Below are 23,757 nucleotides of genomic sequence, written 5' to 3' on the forward strand. Positions count from 1 at the left end.
CTTTCTCCCTCTTCCCCTACAGAGCCGACAGCGGCGCGAGCACGCCGGTCGCCCAGAGCGTCTCCCACAGGTTTCTCGTACCGAGCTCGACACGTGCCTGCCCCGTCGCCGGCACGCGCCCGCCTCCCGCGGAGACGTCCACTTCGGCGACGATCACGGCGGCGACCGACACGCCGTCCGCCCGCACCGGGATGACCGCGTGGAGCGGAACCGTCGTCGGCTCCGGCGGCTGAGCCCTCGCTGTTCCGCGACCGACCGGTACGTTCGCGAGGATGCCGCTGCTCATCAGCACGACCGAGGCCCCCTCGGGCACGTGCGCCCGTGTCTCGTCCCCGGCATGCACGAGGACCACCCGGCGGCCGTCGGTGGCGTAACCGAACGTCGCCGTCGCGGGGACGGAGATGACGGCCCCGGCGATCCCGAGGCACGCGACCAGCACCGTGCAGACGAAGGCGAACCGGAGCCGCGGCACCCCCGACCGGAGGACACGGAACAGTGCTCTCGAGACGAGCACCACGCCGACGAGGACGACGACGGCCTCGAGCGCGACCACGAGCAGACCGAGCACCGGTCCCCCTCCGGCGAGCGCGCGAGCCGCGCGGGCGACGGCGAACAGCACCAGCACGGCCGGGGCGATCAGGCTCGCTAAACCGAACGGCACGCTCCACCACGTGTTCACGCTCCTGCCACTCGGCTGCCCGCCGAACAGGAGGCGGGTCAGGAAGTCCGCGCCGTCCCGCATCGTCCGGCTCCGGAGGTTCGGCTCGTCCAGCGCACTCATGAGCGCGATGTACCCGTCGAAGCGCACGAACGGGATCAGGTTGACGAAGACCACCGCGACGCAGGAGAGCGCGAGGAGCAGCAGCGTCTCGCGGACCACCGACGGAGGGACCACGAGGGCGGCGAGGAGCGCGAGCGCGGCGACGACCGCGTGCACCGCGGGCCCGGCCAGCGCGATCGCCACCCGCTGCCGGCGATCCGGGAGGCGCCAGCCGTCCGTGACGTCGACGAAGAACGCGGGGGTGAGGTAGAAGAGCATGAAGCCCGCCCGACGGGGCTTCCCGCCGAAGCGCGTGAGCGTGAGCCCGTGGGCGCACTCGTGGAGCAGGGTCAGGAGCGCGAGCGTCACGACGAGGACCAGGAGCCCGGGCAGCGGCACGGGCGCGGTGAGGACGTCCCGCAGCTGTCCCGCCTGGAGGACCGCCGCGCACAGCCCCAGGGAGAGCAGGACGCCGACGGACACCCGCACCGGCCGGCCGGAGAGCGGGACGAGCAGCCGGTCCATCCGCGTGAAGATCGCGGGCGCCCGAAGGGTCGCGAACTGGAGGGTGAACGGGGGCCGATAGGTCAGCCGGCCGGGCGGGAGCTTCGTGTCCCCCGCGAGGAGTCCCGTGGCGCGGAAGCGCTGCACGAGTTCGAGGAAGCTCTCGAGCGAGGCGGATGCCGCGAAGCGCTCATGCAGATCGTGCAGCGAGGTCTCACCGTCCATCGCCGTCAGCAGGTCGACGACCGCCCGCGAGACCCTCGACGAAGGCACCCCGTGGAGCATCGCCGTCCACGTCGCTCCCCCGACCGCTTCCTCGAAGGCGACGTCGGCGGCGAGGAGCGGACACGCGTCGGGGCCGAGCGGTGCGGATACGGGTGAGTCGCGGCGGCGGGCGAAGCTACTCAGGGCCATCGTCGTCCCCCGCATCCGGAGATCCCGCCCACGACGTCGTGAGAAGGAGGATCTCCTCGCCGCGGTGCGTGCGGACGGGAGACACCGCGGGTGCCGCGAAGCCGGCGTCGACGAGTTCCCGGGAGAGGAGATCCGGGTGGAGCACACGCAGGCGGCTCGCGAGCACGGTCACCTCGCCGCCGTCCTCGAGGTCGGCGACCCGGACCCAGTTGACGACGCGGGCCGCCCCGTCCTCCTCGATCTGCTGCGAGAAGAGATACGCCTCCTCTCCGTCGGGACCGGGGACGCTGATCTCCAGCTCCCTCGACTCCGAGAGGCTCTCGGCGGACGCGCCTCCCGCGACGGTGAAGGCGAAGACGCCGTCCGCGGCGAGGTGGCGACGGACGTTCGCGTAGAGGAGGGACCGCCCCGCGCGGTCGAGCAGCGTGATCGATGTCGCACCGATGACGATGAGCCCGTATCGATGCTCCAGGGAGAAGCGGCGCATGTCTGCGACGACGCAGTCCACCATCGCGTGCCCGGGCAGGGCACGGCGAAGATGGGCGAGCATGTCGTCGGAGAGGTCGAGGGCGGTCACCTGTCTGCCGGATCTCACCAGCGGAACCGTGAGCCGTCCGCTGCCCGCTGCGAGATCGAGGATGGGGCCCGCGGTGGCTCTCGCGAGCGCCAGCACCTCGCGGATCTCCGCACGATCGGGACCGACCAGCCGCTCATAGAAGTCCGTGCCGACCCCGGTGTACAGGTCTTGCACCCGCGGAACCGCGCGGACCGTGTCGAGGCGCGCCCGGACGGCCGCGGTCATCGAACCTGACATTCACTCATCGCCTCTCAGCGGACAGGGGTGCGGACGCGCCGGGGCACGCCCGCACCCGTTCGATCAGGTCGCGATCGCGGCCGCACCGCCGATGATGGCGATGATGTAGCTCGCGTGCTCCCACCATTCCAGTGGTGCGTCGATGTGTTCGAGTTCCACGAACTCGAGCGGATTCGTCTGCACGGTGAACCTCCTTGGGCAGTCTTCGACTGCCGCGTTACGTCAGAGCGAGAATTCCGATGATGACTCCCACGGCGAATCCCCGCATGAAGTCATCGGTGTCGTTCAGCGCTTCCATGGCCTCGAGTTCCGTGAACTCGAGCGTGGGCATCGCGGTCTGCATGCTCACTTCGTTCTCCTTCCTCTCTTCGGTGAGATCAGGTCGCGGCCGCCGCGCCGATCCCGATGAGTACCAGCGCGCCGATCACGCCCTTGTAGAAGCTGTCCCAACTGGGGGCTTCCATCTGCTCCAGCTCCTGGAACTGGATCCGCTTCTCAACGTCCTTCATGTGCATTCACCTCCCCTGGACGGATCGAGGGTCGGTGATCATTGCCGACCGGTTGAGAGCTCCAGCAGGAATCGCGGAGCACGTCACGGAAGTCGTCTGCGACGAGGTCGCGGAGCATCGGATGGTGTCTCCCCCAGGCCTTCTCCGTGGCCGAGGCGATGCGGGTGATGTCGCGAGCGGTCGGCCGTGGCGGAAGCGGAATCCCCCAGCGCTCGATGAGCGCGCCGATGCCCGCGGACGGATCGAGGGGCAGCAGCGCCCCGCCGGCGACCCGCGTCCAGAAGTCGTGGAGGCTCTCCTGATCTCCCCAGCGCGAGTCTCCCGAGCAGATGCGACGCCAGATCGCCGCGACGACCGCCGCTGAGGCGACCATCTTGCGGACCCCCAGCGCGAAGGAGACTTCGTTCGCCATGTACCAATGGCGGGCGCTGTATGGATCATGCCCACGGAGTGCCGCGCTGCGCTGCGTGGCCGCGCTCACCCGCGCGAGCCGCAGCCGTCCCGCCGGGGAGGCCGCGTCGCGACCGACCGTCTCGAGGAGCGTCCGCCCGAGGGCGACCGCGTCGCTGTTCGCCCGGGCGCTCCGCCGCGCACTCGTCGACGCGCCCGCCAGTCGGAGGAATGCCTCCAGCGCGCCCTCGCGGACGGCGGCCTGCGTGAGGGTCGTCAGGTTGCACGGATCGATGAGGGCGTGGCGCGGTCTCAGCGAGCGCCGACGATGAGCCGGTAGCCGCTGGCGTTCTTGAGGATCCCGACGCTGTTCGTCTCCGACGAGGTGCCCAGCGTGGTCGGCACGGCCACGAGGTCCACCGGCGGCGCGGCGTCGGGCAGGAGCGTCAGCGCCGACCCCGACGCGTGTCCGACGGCGTACTCGAACACCCGCCCCGGGGCGAGCGTGAGCGCCGCGATCTTGCTGGCGTCGAGGACGGTCCCGCCACCGACGGCCACGATCACGTTCGGCGAGCGACGGACGATCTCCCGCGCGATGGAGACGACGACCGTGACATCCATCGAGGGTGCGTCCACGTGCATCGTCCTCGCCGCACGCCCGGCCGGGAACGGGACCGCGACCGCGGAATCCGCGATCACGAGGGTCTCCCGCCCCGCGGTCAGGCGCTCCACCATCCGACGCGCGACACCGCGACCGTGCCACAGGGTGGGTACTCGCCCGGCGAACGCGGAGGTCATGCCGCCTCCTGGGCCCGGGCCTGTGCGACGCCCGCGCGCACCGCCGCACCCACGTCGGCGAGCTCACCCGGCGTGAAGCCGTACGCCGGGATCAGCTGCACGGAGCTGGGACCGGGCTGCACCAGGACGCCGTTCTCCGCGATGGCGGACACGACGCGAAGGACCTCCGGGCCGGTGAGCGGACTCTCGTCCCCTCCGCGCAGCCCGAGTCCCAGGAAGCAGCCGCTGCCCGTCACGTCCGTGACCACGCCGTCCGACAGCAACGACGTGGCCAGCCGCCACAGATCGGCCGCGAGCGCCTGCGTCGTCGGCTCCACGTCGATGCGGCGCAGCTCGGCGATCACCGCGAGGACGGCCGCCGTGCACGCCGGCGTCCCCGCCTGCGTCTCCCCGTGGACGAAGGTCCAGCCCCCGCGCGTGAACGCGGAGGCGATGCGCGGGCCCACGAGGAGCGCGGCGGCGCCCATCGCCCCGTTCGTCAGTGCCTTCGACAGGATGAGGACGTCGGGCGCGGCGGCCCACCGGTCGGTCGCGAGCATCGTGCCGGTGCGGCCGAATCCGGTCGCGACCTCGTCGGCGACGAGCAGGAACCCGTACTCCTCGCGCAGGGCGAGGAGGCGACGCACGAACGACTCGGACAGGGCGTACGCGCCGCTGCCCATGACCGGCTCGACGACGACCGACGCCACTCGGGAGCCTTCACGCTTCAGCAGCGTCTCGAGCTCCTCGCCGTCGTCCGCGTGCGAGACGTGCCTCACCGACCGGCGGTCGACGGAGTAGACGGCTTGGACGAGGTCGTCTCCGCTGAGCGCATGACTCCCGTACATGGTGCCGTGATAGCTGCCCCGCAGACCGACGACGAGCGAACGGGATCCGACGCCCTTCTGCGCCCAGTACTGTCGTGCGAGCTTCATCGCGGCGTCGTTCGCCGCTCCGCCCGATGTGGAGAAGATGACCCGGCTGTATCCGGCCGGGCCCGCGAGCTCGATGAGCGCGTCGGCCGCGACCTCCGCGTACCGGTGCGGTGCGCGGAAGAGGGACAGATACGAGGCGTCGCGCGTCGCCCTGTCCACGGCATCGGCGACCGCGGCGTTGCCGAATCCGAGAGGGACGTTCCACAGTCCGCTCGTCGCGCACAGGCGCGTGGACCCGTCGGCGAACTCGATGCGATGGCCGGTGGCTGCGACGGCGACGCGATCCGGGCTGAAGGTCGCGTCTGCCGGGAGCATCGAGGTCCACAGCGCGTGCGGGGCGCTCATCCGTCGACGCCGATCGTCCGGCGTGCGCTCTCCGCGCGACCACCCGTATGGATGCCGAGGGCGGTGACGGCTTCGAGACACAGGATGCGCGCTTCGGAGGCGGCGACATCGAGCTGGCGGGCCACTCGCTCGGCCGCGCGTTCGAGGGTGCTCGACGTCTGCGTGACGGCGACGACCTGTGCTGTGGTCGGCGACAGCAACTGGCGGCGCAGCGTGACGGTGTCGGCGAGGACGAAGCCGTCCTCGTTCTCGATCAGCAGGGGATCCTCGGCCGGCGGTTCGGCATCCGCGAGGCCGTCGTCGACGAGCGTCCAGCCGAACCCGGAGATCCTGGCGGCGCCGTTCGCCAAGCGGAGCATCTTCATCAGGTCGGTCGCGCGCAGGTACCGCCCGATCCATTCCCGACCCCTCAGCTCGGCGTACAGCTCCCCTCCCGGCGTGACGACGGTCACCGCCGTGGCACGGGGCCGCGGAACGGCGAGCAGGGACGGCAGTTCGTCGACCGAGCCGATGACGTCACCGCGCACACCGACGCTGACCCGGCCGTCGGCGCGCACCCTGATCATGCTCGGGGTCGCGCTCTCGTCCGGCCGTGCGAGAGCACTCCGGTCGGCGAGGAGCACCCGGGGATCGATCAGCGCCGCGGGGAAGACTCCCGTGCGACGCGCGAGGTCCGCGTCGTCGAGGAAGGCCTGCCCGCTCGAAGCGTCGAAGAGGCACACCGCCGTCGGACCGACGATCTGGATGAACCCCGCGGCGACGTAGTCCTGGAGCTCGACGCCGCGTTCTCCCAGGAACAGCTCGTCTCCGACGTCACGCAGTGCGCCGCTGTAGTGGACGGCTTCGGCGGAGCCCCGACACGGTCCGCTCTCCACCGGCAGGAGGATCATGTCCCCCTCGACGGCCGCGTCCTGGACGCCGTCGACCGCGGCTCCGTTCTCGACGAGGAACACGCGGGCATACCGTTCCCTCTCGCCGGTGATCCATTCACGGAGGGCCCGCGCTCCGCTCAGTTCCGGTCCGGACGCCGCCCCGTGGTCCCGCATCAGGCGACGCCTCCGGCCGCGGCGAAGAGGTCGATACCCACGGCGGCGAATCTCCCCCGGATCGAGACGACCGCCTCCGCGACGTCGCGTGTCGCGCATCGGAGCTCCGCCGCGAGCAGCGCTGTGGCCGCAGCCTCGTCTCTCGTCGCGATGAGGCACTCGGCGGCACGCGCCACGTCCACATCCAGACGGAACCGTCGCCGACTCGCGCGGTCGACCAGGATGTACTCCTCCCCGTCGCCGGTGAGCAGGTACGGCGCGTCCGCCGAGACGACGCCGGGGACGCCCTGGAGTTCGTCGAGCGCGCGGACGAGGTGGCCCCCGAAACCCGAGATGGCGGGTCTGGCGGGCACCCCGTCCCATTCCCGGAGCAGGTCGACGGCGGCGGCGTACCGCGCGAGCCACGGCCTGTCGTCGAGGTCGGCCTCGAGAACGGCCGGATCGATGATCCGTGCGAAGGCCCGACCCCGCCCCGCACCCGCCGTCGCCCGCGCCTCGATGTCGGCCCGCTCCTCACCGACCGCGCCGAGAAGCAGCCCGTCCGGACCATCGCGGTACTCCCCGTTCGCCGTCACGTGCACGCGCACCAGTGCGTCGTCGGCCGGGGCCGCTCCGATGAAGGACGCCCAGGAGTCGAGCAGCACGGCCCGGCTCAGCAGCTGGTCGACGAACACCCCGGAGTCCCGCGCGGTGTCGGCGTCGCTGAGGAACGCTGCCAGCCCCTCCGCGCTGCCCTGGCGGATGACGGTGGGTCCCACGATCGAGACGAAGAGGGCCGCGACATAGTCCTGCAGCTCGAACCTCTGTGTGCCGTCGAGGGTCATCTCACTGCCGGGTTCACGGAAGTCGCCGCGGTAGCCGATGAGTCTCGCGTCCGTGTGCTGCGCGTGTTCGAGCGGAGCGAAGACGACGTCATCGCCCTCGGCCACCGCCAGCACCGTCTCGACGTGCTCCGCGGATTCGAGGAAGAACGCGGTGCCGTCCGGGATCGCTCGCCGCCCGCTCACGTACTGCTCGAATGCCAGCGCGGTGCGGCGGCTGGGTCGCGACTCCGTCATCGGACTGGCCTGCATGCTTCCCCCAGAAGATCCATGTTCGCGAGAACTCGCGTCCTCACCTGAGGGTAGAACGTCGGCATCTGAGATGCAATATGCTACGCACGGCGCTACCCCGACACGTCCGACTCGCCCCCGTGGGCGCCCGCAGGCTTCTGTCACGGGACCCCCGGCGGATCGGATAGGATGGACAGGTTGTTCCTTGGTGACGTGTCCGAGCGGCCGAAGGAGCACGCTTGGAAAGCGTGTGTTGTGCAAGCAACCGCGGGTTCGAATCCCGCCGTCACCGCCAAACAAGAAAGAGCCTCCGCGCCAGCGGGGGCTCTTTCCTGTTTATCGAGCACAGGAGATTCGGGGAGGAGCGAGCGCAGCGACCACCGGAGTCCCGCCGCCACCGCCACACACGAGAAGAGCCCCCGCACCAGCGGGGGCTCTTCTCGTTCACCGATGTCCCAGGGTGCGGGACCTCGCCGAGGCGTCAGCCGTCGAAGCGGACGCCGTAGATCTGTCCGCCGGGCGCAGCCGGGAGGCGCGTCATCCCGAGCCGCTCGTAGAAGGCGGCGGCCCCGGCGTTGTTCGGGTCGATGCCGAGGTGCAGTCCGCGCACACCGCGTCGGGTCAGCTCGGCGAACAGCGTCTCCATGAGCTGTCGCCCGAGGCCCTGACCCTGAGTCTCCGGGAGCAGGTCGATGTGCAGATGCGCGGGGTGGTCGGCGACGTTCGGCTCGATGCCGGATTCCCGGCTGTAGCCGTAGTCGATCATCCGATCCTCGCGCGTGACGACAGCGGTCGGGCGCGGATACCGTTCCTGCAGCGTCGGCCACCACTCCTCACGGAACCAGGTGTAGAACGCGTCGGTGTCATCGGTCGCCACGATGTAGCCGATCGTGCGCTCGTCGTCGCTCTCGACCACCCAGGCGAGGTCGGGATGCCGCTCGGCGTAGGGGACGGCGAAGAGGTCGCCCCAGAGCGAGTCGTCGGAGAGGATGCCGCTTGCGTCGGCTCCGGCATCGGCCGTCTTCACGCAGATCTCGTACAGCGCGGCACGATCGGTGGGGCGGTACGGACGGATGCGAGACAAGACGGACTCCTCTGGAGGGAACGGGGTCCTTTCAGCCTATCGGCGCGCCGACCTCCGCCTTCGCCCGCTGCGCCCACGGGAGCAGCCACGCGGCGAGCACCAGCACGACCCCTGCGCCCACGAGCGCACCGCCGAGGGTGTCGCTGGCCCAGTGCACCGAGAGGAACGTGCGCGACAGCGCCATCGCGAGCACCCACAGCACACCGACGACCGCGGTCAAGACACGAGGGAAGAGCACCCAGACCACGAGGGCGATCGTGGCGGCGTTGGCGGTGTGCCCCGAGGGGAACGAGCCGTAGTCGCTCGCCACCAGCATGTCCTCCGGCCGCGCTCGACCGAAGAGCTGCTTCAGCAGCTGCACGGCCCCCGCGCTAGCGGCGAAGCAGAGGGCCGCGAACACCGCACCGCGCCATCGCCCGGCGATCACGAGCGCGAGGATCGCGAGCACCGGCACGCCGAGGATCGCGACCCACCCGCCGCCGATCCAGTTCAGCACCAGGGCGAAGTCGAGCATCCAGTCCGCCCGCGCGCCGGCGATCGTGTCGTTCCACCACCGGTCGAACCCGGGCGTCTGCGGGTAGGCGAACACCACCAGGGCGCCGACAGCCGTCGCGAGCGCGAGGAGGCCCACTCCCCACCACAGCAGCATCCGCCTGTTCATCGTCCCATTCTGTCGGACGACACCTGGATACTCAGGGAGCGAGCATCCCGACCGTGCGCGGTCGCACCACGAACCACAGCGACAGCGTGCCGATCGCCGCGCAGACCACCATGACCGAGGCCATGGTCGTCGCCGTGATCCCGGCATCGTGGGAGAGCCAGCCGGCGATGGGCGAGATGAGAGCCGCGACGCCGAAGTTCGACGCACCGATGATCGACGCGGCGGTTCCGGCGGCCTTGCCGTGACGGTCCAGCGCGAGCACCTGCACGTTGGGGAAGGTGAAGCCGCACGCCGTCATGAAGACGAACAGCGGGATGACCGTTCCCCAGAGCCCGAGCCCGAGCTGGTCGGTCACGATGATCGCGATCCCGGCGAGCAGCAGCACCGCGGTCGAGTAGGCCATGACCCACTGCGGACCGAAGCGTGCGGCGAGTCGGGACGCAGTCTGCACGCCGACGACCACGCCGAGCGAGTTCACGGCGAACAGCAGCCCGTACTGCTGCGCGTCGAGCCCGTGCGTCACCTGGAACAGGAACGGGGAGGCCGACAGGTAGGAGAACAGGCCGGAGAAGGTCATGCCGCCGATCACGAGCACGCCGATGAACACCCGGTCCGAGAGCACCGAGCGGTAGCGCTGCAGCATGGTGGCGCCGCCGCTCCCCTGGCGACGCGCGACGGGCAGCGTCTCCGGGATGAACAGGATCGTCGAGAGCAGCATCAGCACGCCGTACGCGGCGAGGACGACGAAGATCCCGCGCCAGGGCATGAGCGTGAGGAGCCACGAGCCGATCAGCGGGGCGACGACGGGCGCGACGCCCGACACCAGGGCGAGGCGCGAGAGCATGACGACCAGTCGACGACCGCCGAACAGGTCGCGCACGATGGCCATCGCCACGACACCGCCGGCCGCCGCACCGACGCCCATGAGCACGCGTGCGGCGCTGAGCAGTCCCAGGTCCGGAGCGAAGGCCGCGCCGACACTGGCGAGCACATGCAGAGTGGTGACCGCGATCAGCGGCACGCGACGCCCGACCTTGTCGCTGAGCGGCCCGACCACGAGCTGCCCGAGCGAGAACCCGATCATCGTGCCGGTCAGGGTCAGCTGGATCGCGGCGGCCGTGGTCTGGAAGTCCTGCTCCAGCACCGGGAAGGCGGGGAGGTACAGGTCGATCGTGAACGGTCCGAGGGCCGTGAGCGCGCCGAGCAGGATGATGTAGAGCGTGCGTCGCCCGAGCGAGATCGCATCGCCGGGGTGCAGCATGATCGGCGCGGTCGCCGGGTTCGAGCCGAGGGTGCGGATCGCTCCCGTCGCCGTGGGGATGCGGATGCTCCCGGTCGCGGTGCGCTCGGGCTGCGGGGTCTGCGGTTCGTCGGCGGCGGAGTCCTCCGACGCGACGACGGGGATGGAGTCAGTGCGGGGAGCGTCGGACACGACGTCCTTCCAGAGTTCAGGGGGTGCGCGGTCGAATCGATTCGGCCAGGGGAAGCCCCCATGTTACCGCCGGGCCGTCCCCGCCCGCCCGCCGCGAACGCGAAGACGCACCCCCGGAACGTGCCGGAGGTGCGTCCTCGATCCTGCCTCGCGCGGTCAGCGGGAGATGCGGTCGAGCCCCTGTTCCAGGTCGGCGATCAGGTCGCCGATGTCCTCGATGCCGACCGAGAGCCGCACCACGTTCTCCGGGACCGCGAGCTCGGTGCCGCGCACCGAGGCGTGCGTCATGTCCGGCGGATAGCCGATGAGCGACTCCACGCCGCCCAGCGACTCGGCCAGCTGGAACAGCTCGGTGCTCTCGGCGAAGGCCCGCGCGGCATCGGCGCCGGCGGCGAGCCCGAACGACAGCATCCCGCCGAAGCCGCTCATCTGCTTCGCCGCGATCTCATGACCGGGGTGTGAGGCGAGCCCCGGGTAGAACACCTGCGCGAACTCGGGACGGGCCGCGGCCCACTCGGCGATCGTCTGCGCGTTCTCGGAGTGCTGACGCATCCGCAACGCCAGGGTCTTGATGCCGCGAGTTGTCAGCCAGGCGTCCAGGGGCGCGGAGACGGCGCCGACCGCGAACTGCTGGAACTTCACCTGGTCGAAGAAGCGGTCGTCGGCGAACACGACGGCACCGCCGAGAACGTCCGAGTGGCCGCCCAGATATTTGGTGGTCGAGTGCACGACGAGGTCGGCCCCGAGCGCGAGCGGCTGCTGCAACGCGGGCGACGCGAAGGTGTTGTCCACGACCACGAGCACTCCGGCCGCGTGCGCGATCTCGGCGATCAGGGCGATGTCGACGACCTTCAGCAGCGGATTGCTCGGCGTCTCCAACCACACGATCTTCGTCTCGGGACGGATCGCGGCGCGGAGCACGTCGACGTCGGACAGCTCGGCCGTCGTGGTCTCGATGCCCCACGGCGCCAGGACCCGGGTGAGCAGTCGGTAGGTGCCGCCGTACACGTCGTTGCCGAGCAGCACGTGATCGCCGGGCTTCAGGATGCCGCGCAGCAGTGCATCCTCCGCCGCGAGCCCCGACGCGAAGGAGAGGGCGCTCGCGCCGCCCTCGAGCGCGGCGAGCTGGGTCTCCAACGACGTCCGCGTGGGGTTGCCCGCGCGGTTGTACTCGTAGCCCTCGCGGAAGCCGCCGATCCCGTCCTGCACGTGCGTGGAGGACTGGTAGATCGGCGGGATGATCGCCCCCGTGGTGGGGTCGGGGGCTTGTCCCGCGTGGATGGCTCGCGTGGCGAAGGCGTGATCGGACATGCCCTCAGCCTACGTCCGCCCTCACGACCGGGGCTCTCCCGTTACGCCCCGGGTCGGCCGCCGTCGGCAGCGTCTCCGCGGAGCCTCAGCGCGACAGGTACGCCAGCAGATCCTGCCGCGTCAGCACCGTGTGGGGCTTGCCGTCCTCGGTGACCAGGAGCGCATCAGCATCGGCGAGCGCGGCTCGGGCCTGGGCGACGGGGGTGTGGATGCCGACGAGCGGAAGCCGCTCCCCCACGTGCGCTCCGACCGCGTCGGTCGCGTTCGCCTCCCCGCGGGACAGCAGGTCGAGCAGACCCTTCTCGTCGACCGTGCCGACCACCTCGCCCATCATGACGGGCGGCTCGGCGCTGAGCACCACGAGCTGCGAGACGTCGTACTCGGTCATGATGCCGATGGCTTCGAGCACGGTGTCGGTCGGGTGGGCGTGCACGAGGTCGGGGATGCCCGAGCCGGGCCCCTGCGCCTGTCGGACGGCCCGAGCCGTCAGCACGTCGGCGACGGTCTCGCCCTCCTCCACATCGCTGAACCCGTAGGAGCGCATCCAGCCGTCGTTGAAGATCTTGCCGAGGTAGCCGCGGCCGCCGTCCGGGAGGAGCACGACCATCACCGCATCCGCCGGCAGCTCCCGCGCGATGCGCAGAGCTCCGACGACGGCCATGCCGCTGGATCCGCCGACGAGGATGCCCTCCTCGCGGGCGAGACGCCGGGTCATCGCGAAGGACTCGGCATCGCCGACCGCCACGATCTCGTGCGGCACGGTCGGGTCGTAGGCTCCGGGCCAGATGTCCTCCCCCACGCCCTCGACGAGGTACGGACGGCCGGTGCCTCCGCTGTACACGCTGCCCTCGGGGTCGACGCCGACGATGCGCACGCTCCCCTCCGACACCTCACGCAGATACCGCCCGGTTCCGGTGATGGTGCCGCCCGTGCCGACGCCGGCCACGAAGTGGGTGATCTGGCCGTCGGTGTCGCGCCAGATCTCCGGACCCGTGGTCTCGTAGTGGCTGCGCGGACCGTTCGGGTTCTCGTACTGGTTCGGCTTGAACGCCCCGGGGATCTCGCGGACCAGCCGGTCGCTCACGCTGTAATACGACTCCGGGCTGTCCGGCGCGACCGAGGTCGGAGTCACCACGACCTCGGCGCCGTAGGCCCGCAGGACGTCGATCTTGTCCTCGCCGACCTTGTCCGGCAGCACGAAGACGCACTTGTACCCGCGCTGCTGGGCGACGAGCGCCAGGCCGACTCCGGTGTTCCCGCTGGTGGGCTCGACGATCGTTCCGCCCGGCTTCAGATCCCCCGAGGCCTCGGCCGCGTCGATGATCCGCGCCGCGATCCGGTCCTTCGACGACCCGCCCGGGTTCAGGTACTCGAGCTTCACGAGCACCGTGCACGCGACGCCCTCGGTGACGTGCTGGAGCTTCACGAGGGGCGTGTCGCCGACGAGGTCGACGATCGAGTCCGCATACTTCATGACTTCAGGGTAGACGCGCGGATGCCGCGACCGGGGTTGTGTTGCACCCGACCGCGGCATCCGCGGATCCTGTCGATGGATCAGCCCTTCGTCGACCCCGCCAGCAGCCCGCGCACGAAGTAGCGCTGCAGGGCGAAGAACACGATCAGCGGCACGATGATCGCCACGAACGCCCCGGCCGTCAGGAGGTACCAGTCCTGTCCCCTGCTTCCGGTGATCTCGGCCAGCAGCTTGGTGATCGGCGCCTGCTTGCCGTCGGCGAACACCAGCGCCACCAGCAGGTCGTTCCACACCCACAGGAACTGGAAGATCGCGAACGACGCGATGGCCGGCACCGTCAGCGGCAGGACGATCCGGAAGAAGATCTGTCCGTGCCCGGCGCCGTCGACCCGGGCCGCCTCGATCACGTCGCGCGGGATCTCCGAGACGAAGTTGTGCAGCAGGAAGATCGCCAGCGGCAGCGCGAAGATCGTGTGCGCGATCCAGACCTGCGTGAACGAGTTCGACGCGCTCAGCGACTCGAACAGGGTCACGTTGCCGATCTTGAGTCCGCGTGAGAACAGCGACAGCAGCGGCACCAGGGCCATCTGGATCGGCACGATCTGCAGCGCGAACACCGCGATGAACAGGCCGTTGCGTCCCTTGAAGTCGATCCACGCGAACGCGTAGGCCGCGAGGCTCGCGATCACGAGCGGGAACACGGTCGCCGGGATGGCGATCGCGATCGAGTTCATGAACGACTGGGCCATGGTGAGCTGGCTGTTGCCCGCCCCGAGCACCTCGACGTAGTTGTCGATGGTGAAGCCGGGGTTCTGGAAGATCGTCCACCACCCGTTGCGGGTGATCTGCGCGGGATCGCGGAACGACGAGATCAGCAGGCCCAGGGTCGGGACCGTCCAGATGACGGCGATGATGAGGGCCGCGAGCGTCGCCCACGGAGACGTGAGCCGCTTCTTGACCCGGCCCAGACTGCTCGTGGGTTCGTGCCCGCCCGCGACCAGCGTGGCCGTGTCCGTACCGGGTGTGGTCTGCGTGGTCATCAGCTCATCTCCCGCTGCTTGGCAAGGTTGCGCGCGTTGTACACGACGATCGGGACCACCAGGATGAACAGCACCACGGCGAGCGCGGCGCTGCGTCCGGCCTCGAAGCCCTTGAACTGGGAGTACATCTCGTTCGCGAGCACCGAGGTGTTGTTGGCGCCGGCGGTCATGGTGCGGACGATGTCGAACACCTTGAGTGAGGCGATCGAGATCGTCGTCATCACGACGATCAGCGCCGGCCGGATGCCGGGTATCGTCACGCTCCGGAACCGCTGCCAGGCATTGGCGCCGTCGAGCGAGGCGGCTTCGTTGAGCTCGGCGGGCACACCCTTGATGGCCGCCGACAGGATCACCATCGCGAATCCGGTCTGCACCCAGATGAGCACCACGATCAGGAACAGGTTGTTCCACGGCTGCACCGCGAGGAAGTCGACGGGCTGGCCGCCGAACCACACGACGATCTGGTTGAGCAGACCGATCTGCGGCTGATCCGCGGGACGGGCCGTGTAGATGAAGCGGAAGATGATGCTCGCGCCGACGAACGAGATCGCCATCGGCATGAACACGAGCGACTTGAAGACCTTCTCGCCGCGGGACCGGTCGATGAACACCGCGTAGGCCAGACCGATCGCCGTGGAGACGATCGGGGCGACGAGCACCCAGACGATCGTGTTCGCGACGGTGCTGATGCCCTTGGGCGTGGCGAAGATCCAGACGAAGTTCTCGAGCCCGACGAAGCGGTTGCCCCGCGAGTTCATGAACGACTGGATGATCGTGGCGATCGACGGGTAGACGAGACCGATCGCCAGGAGCACCATGGCGGGTGCGAGGAAGCCGACGAGCTGGAACATGTAGCCCGCTCCCTGCCTCGACCGGAAGTCGAGCCAGAAGAACAGCCCGCCGAGCACGGCCGCGACGGCGGCGGCCCACCAGACCGAGCCGAGGGCGATGAACACCAGCAGCGGCACGACGATGCAGGCGGCGAGCCGGATGCCGGTGTAGAGCCGGCCCGCGCGGGGCGCGATCTCCAGCAGGAAGATGACGATCCCGACGACGACCCCGAAGGCGAGGACGACGACCAGGACCTGCACGAGCGGTGGCATTCCTGCGACCCATTTGAAGAAATCGGACATACGCGTCCCTTTCGCGTTCGACGGTGAACGTTCCGGAGACAGATGCGGGAGCCGACTCGCGGTCGGCCCCCACATCCGTCACCCTGCTCGGGCGGGCGTCAGATGCCCGCCCGAGCGGGGTCGATCAGTCGGACGGCCAGGAGGAGTCGATCGTGCTGAGCACGTCCGACGTCGAGGTGCCGTTGACCCAGTCGATCATTCCCTTCCAGAAGGAGCCGGCGCCGACGACGCTGGGCATCAGGTCGGAGGCGTCGAAGCGGAACGTCGTCTCCGGGTCCTGCAGGATCTTGATCGACTCCTGGAGGATCGGGCTGGACGCGCTGGCCGGGTCGAGGCCGTTGTTGGCGCTGATCACGCCGCCGAGCTTGACGCGGCTGTTCGCCCACTCGGGGCTGGAGAGGTACTCCTGCACCTTGATGGTGTCGGCGTCGTTGGAGAACGCGGCCACGATCTCGCCGCCACCGGTGACGGAGAGACCCTTGCCGGCCTCGACCGGAGGCGTCATGAAGGCCCAGATGTCGGCGTCGGGACCGACGGTCACGTTGCCGTTCTTCGGGTCCTGCAGGAAGCCGTCGAAGAACGACGCCTGGTGGGTCAGCGCGCACTCGCCGCTGCCCATCACACGAGCGACGTCACCGAACGGCGTGGCGTTGATCGTCTTGACGTCGCCGTAGCCGGCGTTGACGTAGTCCGGGTTGAGAAGGATCTCGCCCACCGAGTCGAAGGCGTCGACGACGGTCTTGTCCGTGAAGGGGATGTCGTGCGAGATCCACTTGTCGTAGTTCTCCGGACCGGACTGACGGAGCATGAGGTCCTCGATCCAGTCCGTGCCCGGCCAACCGGTCGCGGCGTCGGATCCGAAGCCGGCGCACCACGGTGCCTTGCCCGTCTTCTCCTGGATCGTCTTGGTGAGGGCGAGCAGGTCGTCCCAGGTCTCGGGGACGTCGACGCCCCACTCCGTGAACTGCTCCGGCGAGTACCAGACCCAGCCCTTCAGGTTCGCCATCAGCGGCGCACCGTAGAGCACGTCATCGGTCGTCGCGTAGTTCGCCCAGTCCTCGGACCAGTACTTCTTGACGTTGTCGGCGACGCCGTCCGGCGCCGGCTGCAGGTACCCCTGCTTGGCGAGGTCGGAGACGAGGCCGGGCTGCGGCGTGATGGCGAGGTCCGGAGCGTTGCCTCCGGCCGCGCGGACGGCGATCTGCGCCTCGAACTCCTGAGAACCCTCGTACTGGATGTCGATGTCGTTCTCTTCTTCCCAGTCCTTCCAGGATTCCTCCATGAGCTCGGCCTCGGAGTCGATGATCGTGCCGTAGATCGTGACGACGCCGTCGGCTTCACCCGCATCGCCCGGGCCGCCGTCACCGCCCCCGTCGCCTTCTCCGGAACAACCGGCCAGAACGATGCCCGCGACGCCCAGCAGGGCGAGCGGTGCGAACCGCCTGGAACGCTGTGACAGACCCATGTGAATTCTCCTCTTCGAGTTTCACGGCCCCTACCTCGCCCGACGCCACCCCCGGCGTCGTTCGGGAACCGATTCCAGGCCAACCTACTGTCCTTCGCCCGCCCCGCACAACAAGCAAGGGTCACAAGCTGACAACCATTCGCCGCTCCTCGCGCGCTCGGATGGGAGCGCTCCCTCGCTCGCGATGTGGAACCGGTTCCTTTTTTCCCTGGCGAAGACTACGCTGACACCCGGCGCGCTCACCGCCGCCACCCACGCCGCCGTGGGATCAGGTCGAGGAGGACCGATGAGCACGATCGCGGACGTCGCGGCACGTGCCGGAGTCTCGAAGGCCACCGCGAGCCGTGCGCTGAGCGGACGCGGCTACGTCTCCGAAGACACCAGGACCCGTGTCGAGGATGCCGCGCGCGATCTGTCCTACGTCGCCCACTCCTCTGCGACGAGCCTGGCGACCGGGCGCACGCAGACCATCGGCATCGTGATGCCACCTGTGGACCGCTGGTTCTTCGCCGAGCTGCTGGCCGGGATCCAGGAGTCCCTGCTGGCGCTCGACTACGACCTCTCGCTCTACGGCGTTCCCGAGGGCTCGCAGACCAGGGAGCGGCTGTTCGAGACGGTGCTCCCCGGGCGTCGCTTCGACGGGATCATCGCGGTCGGCATCCAGCCCAGCGCCCGCGAGCTCGAGCGACTGCAGCGCACCGGACGTCCGCTCGTGAGCGTCGGCCCGTACGGGGAGGGCTCGAGCGCGGTCTCGATCGACGACGCCGCGGCGGCGCGCATCGCGACCGAGCACCTCATCGAGCTCGGTCACACCGACATCGCCTTCGTCGGGGGGTCGACGGACGCGACGGAGCTCAGCTTCGGCGATGCCATGCGCCTCGACGGCTACCGGGGCGCGCTGCAGGCCGCCGGCCTCGCCGATCATGCGCGGGTCGCAGGGGCCGCGCCGACCATGCCGGGCGGATACGCGGCGGCGGCGGGTCTGCTCGGCGACCGCCGGAACCGTCCGACGGCGATCGTCGGGGTGTGCGACGAAGCGGCGATCGGTGCGATCATCGCCGCCCGCCGTCTGGGCATCGCCGTGCCGACCGAGCTCAGCGTCGTCGGCATCGACGACCACGAGCACGCGGACATGTTCGCGCTGACCACGATCGGGCAGTCGCCCCGGGAGCAGGGACACGAGGCCGTGCGCCTGCTGACGCACCGGATGGACGATCCCGATGCTCCGCTCGAGCACGTCGCCGCGGCATCCGCCCTCGTGGTGCGCAACTCGACCGCTCCCCCGCGCTGACCCGCACCCCGCGTTGACCCGCACCCCGCGCTGATCCGTACCTCGCGCCGATCCGTCTTGGTCCGGGAACGCAACCCGCCCGGAACGCACGAAGGCCCCGGGACGAACCCGGGGCCTTCGTTGAGAAACGCGTGAGCGTCGCGATTACTTGAGGGTAACCGTTGCGCCTGCCTCTTCGAGAGCAGCCTTGGCCTTCTCGGCGGTCTCCTTGTTGGCGCCCTCGAGGACGGCCTTCGGGGCACCGTCGACGACAGCCTTGGCCTCGCCGAGACCCAGCGAGGTGAGCTCGCGGACGGTCTTGATGACCTGGATCTTCTTGTCGCCGGCAGCCTCGAGGATGACGTCGAAGGAGTCCTTCTCTTCCTCAGCCTCAGCAGCGCCTGCGCCACCCGCGGCACCGGCAACGGCGACGGGAGCAGCAGCGGTGACCTCGAACTTCTCCTCGAACGCCTTCACGAACTCGTTGAGCTCGATGAGGGTCAGGCCGGCGAACTGCTCAAGCAGCTCCTCGGTGGAAAGCTTCGCCATGATGTATCTCCTAGATAGATGGGGTTTGTAGACGAGATCGCCGGTCGCTTACGCGGCCTCTGCGGTCTCCAGCTTTTCGCGAAGAGCGTCGATGGTGGCGGCAGCCTTGCCCATCGTCGCCTTCATCATGCCCGCAGCCTTCGCCAGCAGAACCTCACGGCTCTCGAGCGCGGCGTACTTGTTGACCTCGTCCGCGGTGAGGGCGTTGCCCTCGAAGATGCCGGACTTGATCACGAGAAGCGGGTTGGCCTTGGCGAAGTCACGCAGAGCCTTGGCGGTGGCGACGAAGTCACCGTGCACGAACGCGACAGCCGACGGACCCTTGAGGTCGTCGTCCAGCGCGGAGATGCCAGCCTTGTTGGCGGCGATCTTGGTCAGCGTGTTCTTCACCACGGCGTACTCAGCGTCCTGACGGATGCTGTTGCGCAGCTCCTTGAGCTGGGCAACCGTCAGACCGCGGTACTCGGTCAGCAGAACGGCAGTCGAGTTCTCGAATGACTTCGTGAGCTCGGCGACCGATGCATCCTTCTGCGCCATGGTCACTCCTTGGTGTGTACGAGGCGCCGCACGGTGGTGAGGCGCCGACCTGGACCACCTGCAAAGAGAAAAGCTCCGGCGCAAGCGCACGGAGCTTTGAAAGTTCGTGTCCTGCGCGGGCCCCTGCGATGCAGAGCTTCGATCGCTGCGTGCTTGCGCACACGACGATGACCAGCGGTCTTCGGTTGCCACAACTCTACCCCACCCGCCCCCGTCCCCCAAATCCCCGCCCCCGCGCCCGCCCGCTCGCCCGCCCGCCGCCGAGTGCACGGGTTGTCGCCGAGTGCACGGGGTATCGGCGCGAAGGAGCCGTTCGCTCGGGGAGGGCGGGGGATGCGGGGCGGAGGCGGCGTGTACGGGGCGGCGGCGTCGGCGGGCGGGGTTAGGGTCGAAGGGTGACACCGGAACTCGCCGCACGCATCGTCGCGGACTCTCGCGACCGCGTGGCGTGGATGCGGGCACGCTCCCGGGGCATCACGGCCACCGACGTCGCCGGGCTCACCTCCGAGAAGTCGATCGCCCGCGCGGCCGACTCGAAGCTCGGCGGCGGACCACGCTTCGGCGGCAACGCCTACACGGATCACGGACGACGTCGCGAGCCCGAGATCGCCGCCTGGGTCGCCGCGACCCACGGCATCCTGCCCTCGTCCGCGCTGTTCCGCGCCGAGGTCGAGCACCGTCACCTCGCCACGCCCGACGGCATCGCGGTCGACGCCGACGGGCGCGTGAAGCTCGCCGAGATCAAGACCACGAACAAGGCCTTCCGCGGCATCCCGCGCACCTACCTCCGTCAGGTGTGGTGGCAGCAGCACGTGCTCGGCGCCGAGCGCACCCTGTTCGTGTGGGAGGAGCACGTCGACTTCGCCCCGATCCACGACGAGCCGCGCTGCGTGTGGATCGACCGCGACGACCGCGAGATCGCGAAGCTCGTCGGCCTCGCCACCGACCTGATCGACGAGCTCTACCGCCGCACGACCGGCCAGCAGGTTCCGACGCGCGCGATGGACGCGGCGACCAGCCGCCGTGAGCAGCTGCGCGAGCGCGACGCCTTCCGGGCGCTGGCCCTCGCGGACTGAGCGACGCCGCCCCTAGTAGCTGGGGGCCGTCGACATGGAGCACTGCGGATTCGCTCCGAGCAGCCCCATCGTGGCATTCGCGACGAGCCAGTCCGACCGCCATCCGCCGGGACCGATGAACCGGATGCCGAAGGTCTTCGACGCCCCGAGGAGGCCGGTGAGCAGGCCTCCGTCGATCACCGTCACGTAGGCCGCCGCGTTCCCCGTGGTCTTCACGTTGCCGAGCAGGTTGCTGAGGATGGGCTCGAGCAGCCCCTGGTTCACGATCTGGCCGAACTCCGCCTTGGTGAGGTCGTAGCCCGTCGCGGTGGCGGGCGCCCGCCACGAGATCGAGACCTGGGGGTTCGCTCCGAGGAGTCCGCTGCTCGCCACGCATCCCGGGCTCCCGGAGCTGATGGGCTCGGGAACGTTGATCGAGGTCCCCGTCGCCGTGGCCCGCTCGGCATCCGTCCATGCCGCCTCGGTCGAGGGAACCGGCGGCACCAGCCCGACGAGCGCGAGCACCGAGATCCCGAGCACGGCGGCGGCGACCCGACCGCGCCGCACGTGGCTCACCGGGCGCCTCCCGGTTCGTGGCCGAGGACCTCGGTCCGGTCCCGTCGCCGTCGGCGAGCCACGAGCAGCAGACCGGTCACGACCAGCGCCCCTCCGCCCGCGAGGACCCAGGGAAGCTGCGGCGTCAGCCCGGTCGTCGCCAGCCCGCCGTCAGGTCCCACCGCCACCGTCTCGCCCTGCCCGCTGGCGTGGAGGCGGATGCTCGTGGAGCCGACCTCCGCGCCGTCGGCCAGGCCGATGGTGAGCCGGACGTTCGCGACCTCGCTGTCGGCCACGTCGACGAGTCGGACCTCCGCCCCGTCGCGCGGGATCTCCCACGCCGAACGCAGGGTCACGGCGCCACCCGGACATCCGCTCCCCTCCCACGCCTTCCGGCACATCGACACGTCGAGGACGAGGCCCGCGCCGCCGGTCGCACTCAGCGCGATCGTCACCCGCCCCGGGTCCGGCGCGCGTGCGCTCACGGTGACGTCCCATCGCACCTGCTGCCCGGGGAGCAGCGCCCCGGCGGCGTCCCAGTCGGCGACCGACACCAGGCGCAGGACCCGCCCCTGGATGACCTCCGTCGTGGGAGCAGCCCAGGCCGGAACCGCGGAGCCGAGCATCACGAGGACGACGACGACCGCCACCCCGATCGCTCGGCGCCTCATGGTCGACGGTCCCTTCGCAGGCCGCCCGACACCACGAGCTCCTCCGCCGCGGGGACAGGCACCTCTGCCGGGCGACGCTCCCTCCGCGGCCAGAACGCCCATACGACCAGGAGAGACGCTCCGATCGTGACGCCGCCGAGCACCCAGGGGCTCCCGAACCACACGATCACCGAGGCGAGACCCGGCACCGAACCGCGGACGATCCTGACGTCGGCGACCGTGTAGGGCGCCGGATCCTCCACGTCGTTCGCATCACCCTTCATCGTGATCGTCCGCGTGCCCTCGGCTCCCGCCGGCTGCACGCTCAGGACGCGGTGCGTGATCGGCAACGCATCGTCCCGATCGACCGTCACCACGTCGCCGATCGCGATCTCGGCGGCGGGGATCTTCTGCACCAGCGCCACGGACCCCGCCGGGATGGTCGGGCTCATCGATCCGGTCTTGAACATGATCAGCGAGTATCCGCCCGTGAAGGCCAGGATCACGAGCACGATGCAGACGACACCGCCCAGTGCGGCGAGGGTGAGCAGCACCTCGCGCATCCCGCGTCCGACGGCACGAGCGCCGCGTGCGATGGTGACCATGGCGTCGCTCAGCTCGTGCTTCCCGTGAACGTCCAGGTCGGCTTCACCGTGCCGCCCTGCGCCGTCCCCGTCGCGTCGGCGGGCAGCTCGAGCACGATGCAGTACGTGATGGTGTTCAGCGGGCTCACCGTGAGCGTCTGCGCCGGCAGCGCGGGGACCGCGGTCAGCGCCGCGGCGGCGGTCGCGCCAGTCGTGCAGTTCGCCGGGCCCGCGACGACGGCGATGTTGACCTTGATCGCGTTCTGCAGCGCGAGGTCGGCACCGGTCGGCGCACCCCCGGCGTTGTTCGTCACCGTGACGGCGGTGAGGTTGACCGTGCCGCCGAGCGTGCCGGACGCCTGCACCTGCACGTAGGCGGCCTTCTTCACGCCCGGATACAGCCCGGCGGCATCGAGCGGGACCGTCAGCACCGTCTCGGACGGTCCGTGCGACGCGAACGCACCCTGATCCGACCTCGACACGATCGAGAAGGTGCCGGCGCTCACCGTGCTCGTCGCGAGTTCCTGGTCGGTCCATGCCGCGATCGTCATCGTCGCGCCGACGCCGAGGACCAGTCCTCCCGCGAGCAGCGCCCGCACGCGCCGGAACCCGCGTGACGATCGCGGACGCGGCGTCCCTCGACGCGGACGACGACGGAGAACTACGGCTGCACCGAGGTCGCGTTCCACTGCCATGTGACGGTTCCCGTGTCGCCCTGCTCGATTCCTCCCGCGCCGGCCGCAGCGGTCACCCGGATGCAGAGGTTGACGTCCGCAGCCGTCGTCATCGTCGTGGGCACAGCGGTCCCGGCCGCGAAGGCGGCGGCGTCGCAGCCGAACGTGGTCCCCGTCGACACCACGTCGTAGGTCAGCTTCCCGGCAGTGGCGAAGTCGCCGGCACCGACCGGAGCGACGGAGTCGAGCGTGGCGTCGTAGGTACCGCCGAGCCGCAGCGCATAGGGCGCGTAGACCACGTCGCCGGGGCTCAAGTTCGTGGGATCGAGCTCGAACGTCAGCGACGCGGCGTCGCCCGTGGTGGCGTGATCGCTGAACGTCGCGCCATCGGTCGAACCCGTGAAGGTGAACGAGCCGGCGGTGAACGTGCCGTTCGCGAACTCGGAGTCGTTCCAGGCCGCGAGGACGACGGCGGCCCCCACCCCGAGGACGAGCCCCCCGGCCAGGACGGCGAGGACCTTGCGATTCGTGTCTTTCGTAGCCATGGGATGTCCCCCTCAGGAATCAGGCGATCGCGGGGATGCCGGAGAACGGCCGCCCCTCAGAGGCCCCGCATCCTCGCTTGTGCCTCATCCTCACCGACCCCCTCAGGCAGAACAAGGCGATTTCGCGCACGTCCGTCGCTCATTCCGCGCAGGCCGGAAGAGCCCGCGGAGGATTGGTTGACGAAGATCAAC

General features: G+C 69.9%; 27 protein-coding genes and 1 tRNA gene. 3 read left to right on the forward strand and 25 right to left on the reverse strand.

Annotated features, from left to right (window positions below; genetic code table 11):
* Positions 1-16 precede the first annotated feature (16 nt).
* From mpaP to mpaB (MME74_RS13580), 10 genes are all read right to left on the reverse strand, one after another.
* Entirely contained in the window at positions 17-1,678 is a 1,662-nt protein-coding gene (gene mpaP, locus MME74_RS13540) for a daptide biosynthesis intramembrane metalloprotease (protein ID WP_267415578.1), read from the reverse strand.
* Positions 1,665-2,480 carry a daptide-type RiPP biosynthesis methyltransferase gene (gene mpaM / locus MME74_RS13545; RefSeq protein WP_267415579.1) on the reverse strand — a complete coding sequence of 272 codons (816 nt, stop codon included), beginning with the start codon at positions 2,478-2,480 and terminating at the stop codon, positions 1,665-1,667. Before mpaM ends, mpaP begins: the two co-directional genes overlap by 14 nt.
* A gap of 75 nt (positions 2,481-2,555) precedes the next feature.
* On the reverse strand, positions 2,556-2,675 hold the full coding sequence (mpaA3, locus tag MME74_RS18350) for an MpaA3 family daptide-type RiPP (RefSeq protein ID WP_324170113.1): 120 nt from the start codon (positions 2,673-2,675) through the stop codon (positions 2,556-2,558).
* A 34-nt stretch (positions 2,676-2,709) separates the two neighbouring features.
* A complete protein-coding gene (gene mpaA2 / locus MME74_RS13550) occupies positions 2,710-2,835 on the reverse strand; it encodes an MpaA2 family daptide-type RiPP (RefSeq protein WP_324170138.1) in 126 nt (41 codons plus the stop codon).
* A 34-nt stretch (positions 2,836-2,869) separates the two neighbouring features.
* The gene (gene mpaA1, locus MME74_RS13555; RefSeq protein ID WP_267415581.1) at positions 2,870-3,001 is read right to left on the reverse strand and encodes an MpaA1 family daptide-type RiPP; all 132 of its coding nucleotides are present in this window, start codon (positions 2,999-3,001) and stop codon (positions 2,870-2,872) included.
* Complete coding sequence (locus tag MME74_RS13560) at positions 2,988-3,413, reverse strand: hypothetical protein (protein ID WP_267415582.1); 426 nt, start codon at positions 3,411-3,413, stop codon at positions 2,988-2,990. Before MME74_RS13560 ends, mpaA1 begins: the two co-directional genes overlap by 14 nt.
* Before the next feature lie 290 nt (positions 3,414-3,703).
* Positions 3,704-4,189, reverse strand: coding sequence for an iron-containing alcohol dehydrogenase (locus MME74_RS13565; protein ID WP_267415583.1), 486 nt, complete (start codon positions 4,187-4,189; stop codon positions 3,704-3,706).
* Complete coding sequence (gene mpaD, locus MME74_RS13570; protein ID WP_267415584.1) at positions 4,186-5,448, reverse strand: daptide-type RiPP biosynthesis aminotransferase; 1,263 nt, start codon at positions 5,446-5,448, stop codon at positions 4,186-4,188. Before mpaD ends, MME74_RS13565 begins: the two co-directional genes overlap by 4 nt.
* Complete coding sequence (gene mpaB, locus MME74_RS13575; RefSeq protein WP_267415585.1) at positions 5,445-6,494, reverse strand: daptide biosynthesis RiPP recognition protein; 1,050 nt, start codon at positions 6,492-6,494, stop codon at positions 5,445-5,447. Before mpaB (MME74_RS13575) ends, mpaD begins: the two co-directional genes overlap by 4 nt.
* Complete coding sequence (mpaB, locus tag MME74_RS13580; protein WP_267415586.1) at positions 6,494-7,552, reverse strand: daptide biosynthesis RiPP recognition protein; 1,059 nt, start codon at positions 7,550-7,552, stop codon at positions 6,494-6,496. The genes mpaB (MME74_RS13575) and mpaB (MME74_RS13580) overlap by 1 nt, the downstream gene beginning before the upstream one ends.
* A gap of 201 nt (positions 7,553-7,753) precedes the next feature.
* On the opposite strand from mpaB (MME74_RS13580), the gene MME74_RS13585 reads away from it, so the two are divergent.
* Positions 7,754-7,841: transfer RNA gene (locus tag MME74_RS13585), tRNA-Ser, on the forward strand.
* Between the two features lie 186 nt (positions 7,842-8,027).
* On the opposite strand, the gene MME74_RS13590 is transcribed toward MME74_RS13585, so the two are convergent.
* From MME74_RS13590 to MME74_RS13625, 8 genes are all read right to left on the reverse strand, one after another.
* Positions 8,028-8,630: a GNAT family N-acetyltransferase gene (locus MME74_RS13590; protein WP_267415587.1), complete on the reverse strand. Its 603-nt coding sequence runs from the start codon at positions 8,628-8,630 to the stop codon at positions 8,028-8,030.
* A 31-nt stretch (positions 8,631-8,661) separates the two neighbouring features.
* Entirely contained in the window at positions 8,662-9,291 is a 630-nt protein-coding gene (locus MME74_RS13595) for a phosphatase PAP2 family protein (protein ID WP_267415589.1), read from the reverse strand.
* Between the two features lie 31 nt (positions 9,292-9,322).
* On the reverse strand, positions 9,323-10,723 hold the full coding sequence (locus MME74_RS13600; protein WP_267415590.1) for a multidrug effflux MFS transporter: 1,401 nt from the start codon (positions 10,721-10,723) through the stop codon (positions 9,323-9,325).
* 156 nt (positions 10,724-10,879) lie between these two features.
* Entirely contained in the window at positions 10,880-12,034 is a 1,155-nt protein-coding gene (locus tag MME74_RS13605; RefSeq protein ID WP_267415591.1) for a cystathionine gamma-synthase, read from the reverse strand.
* An 85-nt stretch (positions 12,035-12,119) separates the two neighbouring features.
* Positions 12,120-13,508, reverse strand: coding sequence for a cystathionine beta-synthase (locus MME74_RS13610; RefSeq protein WP_267415592.1), 1,389 nt, complete (start codon positions 13,506-13,508; stop codon positions 12,120-12,122).
* Between the two features lie 80 nt (positions 13,509-13,588).
* On the reverse strand, positions 13,589-14,548 hold the full coding sequence (locus tag MME74_RS13615) for a carbohydrate ABC transporter permease (protein WP_267415593.1): 960 nt from the start codon (positions 14,546-14,548) through the stop codon (positions 13,589-13,591).
* Positions 14,548-15,681, reverse strand: coding sequence for a carbohydrate ABC transporter permease (locus MME74_RS13620; RefSeq protein ID WP_267415594.1), 1,134 nt, complete (start codon positions 15,679-15,681; stop codon positions 14,548-14,550). The genes MME74_RS13615 and MME74_RS13620 overlap by 1 nt, the downstream gene beginning before the upstream one ends.
* 124 nt (positions 15,682-15,805) lie before the next feature.
* On the reverse strand, positions 15,806-17,146 hold the full coding sequence (locus tag MME74_RS13625; protein ID WP_267415595.1) for an ABC transporter substrate-binding protein: 1,341 nt from the start codon (positions 17,144-17,146) through the stop codon (positions 15,806-15,808).
* 286 nt (positions 17,147-17,432) lie between these two features.
* Here MME74_RS13625 and MME74_RS13630 point away from each other — a divergent pair, with 286 nt between their 5' ends.
* Positions 17,433-18,437: a LacI family DNA-binding transcriptional regulator gene (locus MME74_RS13630; RefSeq protein ID WP_267415596.1), complete on the forward strand. Its 1,005-nt coding sequence runs from the start codon at positions 17,433-17,435 to the stop codon at positions 18,435-18,437.
* A 144-nt stretch (positions 18,438-18,581) separates the two neighbouring features.
* Here the strand turns inward: MME74_RS13630 and rplL are convergent, their stop codons facing one another.
* Both rplL and rplJ read right to left on the reverse strand, forming a co-directional pair.
* Positions 18,582-18,965, reverse strand: coding sequence for a 50S ribosomal protein L7/L12 (gene rplL, locus MME74_RS13635; RefSeq protein ID WP_017829128.1), 384 nt, complete (start codon positions 18,963-18,965; stop codon positions 18,582-18,584).
* Positions 18,966-19,013: 48 nt separating this feature from the next.
* Positions 19,014-19,502 carry a 50S ribosomal protein L10 gene (rplJ, locus tag MME74_RS13640; protein WP_017829129.1) on the reverse strand — a complete coding sequence of 163 codons (489 nt, stop codon included), beginning with the start codon at positions 19,500-19,502 and terminating at the stop codon, positions 19,014-19,016.
* Positions 19,503-19,897: 395 nt separating this feature from the next.
* Here rplJ and MME74_RS13645 point away from each other — a divergent pair, with 395 nt between their 5' ends.
* Positions 19,898-20,578: a YqaJ viral recombinase family protein gene (locus MME74_RS13645; RefSeq protein ID WP_267415601.1), complete on the forward strand. Its 681-nt coding sequence runs from the start codon at positions 19,898-19,900 to the stop codon at positions 20,576-20,578.
* Between the two features lie 12 nt (positions 20,579-20,590).
* Here MME74_RS13645 and MME74_RS13650 read toward each other — a convergent pair whose 3' ends face one another.
* From MME74_RS13650 to MME74_RS13670, 5 genes are read right to left on the reverse strand one after another with little or no spacing between them, the layout of a single operon-like run.
* The gene (locus MME74_RS13650) at positions 20,591-21,133 is read right to left on the reverse strand and encodes a hypothetical protein (protein WP_267415602.1); all 543 of its coding nucleotides are present in this window, start codon (positions 21,131-21,133) and stop codon (positions 20,591-20,593) included.
* A complete protein-coding gene (locus MME74_RS13655; RefSeq protein WP_267415603.1) occupies positions 21,130-21,783 on the reverse strand; it encodes a hypothetical protein in 654 nt (217 codons plus the stop codon). The genes MME74_RS13650 and MME74_RS13655 overlap by 4 nt, the downstream gene beginning before the upstream one ends.
* Positions 21,780-22,367, reverse strand: a complete 588-nt coding sequence (locus MME74_RS13660) for a signal peptidase I (protein WP_267415604.1) — start codon at positions 22,365-22,367, stop codon at positions 21,780-21,782. Before MME74_RS13660 ends, MME74_RS13655 begins: the two co-directional genes overlap by 4 nt.
* An 8-nt stretch (positions 22,368-22,375) precedes the next feature.
* Complete coding sequence (locus tag MME74_RS13665) at positions 22,376-23,041, reverse strand: SipW-dependent-type signal peptide-containing protein (protein ID WP_267415605.1); 666 nt, start codon at positions 23,039-23,041, stop codon at positions 22,376-22,378.
* Complete coding sequence (locus tag MME74_RS13670; protein ID WP_267415606.1) at positions 23,008-23,565, reverse strand: SipW-dependent-type signal peptide-containing protein; 558 nt, start codon at positions 23,563-23,565, stop codon at positions 23,008-23,010. Before MME74_RS13670 ends, MME74_RS13665 begins: the two co-directional genes overlap by 34 nt.
* Between the last annotated feature and the right edge of the window lie 192 nt (positions 23,566-23,757).

Source organism: Microbacterium oxydans (assembly GCF_026559675.1).
GTDB lineage: Bacteria > Actinomycetota > Actinomycetes > Actinomycetales > Microbacteriaceae > Microbacterium > Microbacterium oxydans_D.

Excerpts from the sequence above, each read along its gene's own strand:
- mpaA1 (WP_267415581.1), bottom strand. The coding sequence starts at position 3,001 with ATGAAGGACGTTGAGAAGCGGATCCAGTTCCAGGAGCTGGAGCAGATG.
- mpaM (WP_267415579.1), bottom strand. The coding sequence starts at position 2,480 with ATGACCGCGGCCGTCCGGGCGCGCCTCGACACGGTCCGCGCGGTTCCG.
- rplJ (WP_017829129.1), bottom strand. The coding sequence starts at position 19,502 with ATGGCGCAGAAGGATGCATCGGTCGCCGAGCTCACGAAGTCATTCGAG.
- rplL (WP_017829128.1), bottom strand. The coding sequence starts at position 18,965 with ATGGCGAAGCTTTCCACCGAGGAGCTGCTTGAGCAGTTCGCCGGCCTG.
- MME74_RS13665 (WP_267415605.1), bottom strand. The coding sequence starts at position 23,041 with ATGGCAGTGGAACGCGACCTCGGTGCAGCCGTAGTTCTCCGTCGTCGT.
- MME74_RS13560 (WP_267415582.1), bottom strand. The coding sequence starts at position 3,413 with ATGGCGAACGAAGTCTCCTTCGCGCTGGGGGTCCGCAAGATGGTCGCC.
- mpaP (WP_267415578.1), bottom strand. The coding sequence starts at position 1,678 with ATGGCCCTGAGTAGCTTCGCCCGCCGCCGCGACTCACCCGTATCCGCA.
- MME74_RS13620 (WP_267415594.1), bottom strand. The coding sequence starts at position 15,681 with ATGTCCGATTTCTTCAAATGGGTCGCAGGAATGCCACCGCTCGTGCAG.
- MME74_RS13655 (WP_267415603.1), bottom strand. The coding sequence starts at position 21,783 with ATGAGGCGCCGAGCGATCGGGGTGGCGGTCGTCGTCGTCCTCGTGATG.
- mpaA2 (WP_324170138.1), bottom strand. The coding sequence starts at position 2,835 with ATGCAGACCGCGATGCCCACGCTCGAGTTCACGGAACTCGAGGCCATG.
- MME74_RS13610 (WP_267415592.1), bottom strand. The coding sequence starts at position 13,508 with ATGAAGTATGCGGACTCGATCGTCGACCTCGTCGGCGACACGCCCCTC.
- mpaB (WP_267415585.1), bottom strand. The coding sequence starts at position 6,494 with ATGCGGGACCACGGGGCGGCGTCCGGACCGGAACTGAGCGGAGCGCGG.
- MME74_RS13615 (WP_267415593.1), bottom strand. The coding sequence starts at position 14,548 with ATGACCACGCAGACCACACCCGGTACGGACACGGCCACGCTGGTCGCG.
- mpaB (WP_267415586.1), bottom strand. The coding sequence starts at position 7,552 with ATGACGGAGTCGCGACCCAGCCGCCGCACCGCGCTGGCATTCGAGCAG.
- MME74_RS13630 (WP_267415596.1), top strand. The coding sequence starts at position 17,433 with ATGAGCACGATCGCGGACGTCGCGGCACGTGCCGGAGTCTCGAAGGCC.
- MME74_RS13605 (WP_267415591.1), bottom strand. The coding sequence starts at position 12,034 with ATGTCCGATCACGCCTTCGCCACGCGAGCCATCCACGCGGGACAAGCC.
- MME74_RS13625 (WP_267415595.1), bottom strand. The coding sequence starts at position 17,146 with ATGGGTCTGTCACAGCGTTCCAGGCGGTTCGCACCGCTCGCCCTGCTG.
- mpaD (WP_267415584.1), bottom strand. The coding sequence starts at position 5,448 with ATGAGCGCCCCGCACGCGCTGTGGACCTCGATGCTCCCGGCAGACGCG.
- MME74_RS13565 (WP_267415583.1), bottom strand. The coding sequence starts at position 4,189 with ATGACCTCCGCGTTCGCCGGGCGAGTACCCACCCTGTGGCACGGTCGC.
- MME74_RS13670 (WP_267415606.1), bottom strand. The coding sequence starts at position 23,565 with ATGGCTACGAAAGACACGAATCGCAAGGTCCTCGCCGTCCTGGCCGGG.
- MME74_RS13660 (WP_267415604.1), bottom strand. The coding sequence starts at position 22,367 with ATGGTCACCATCGCACGCGGCGCTCGTGCCGTCGGACGCGGGATGCGC.
- MME74_RS13595 (WP_267415589.1), bottom strand. The coding sequence starts at position 9,291 with ATGAACAGGCGGATGCTGCTGTGGTGGGGAGTGGGCCTCCTCGCGCTC.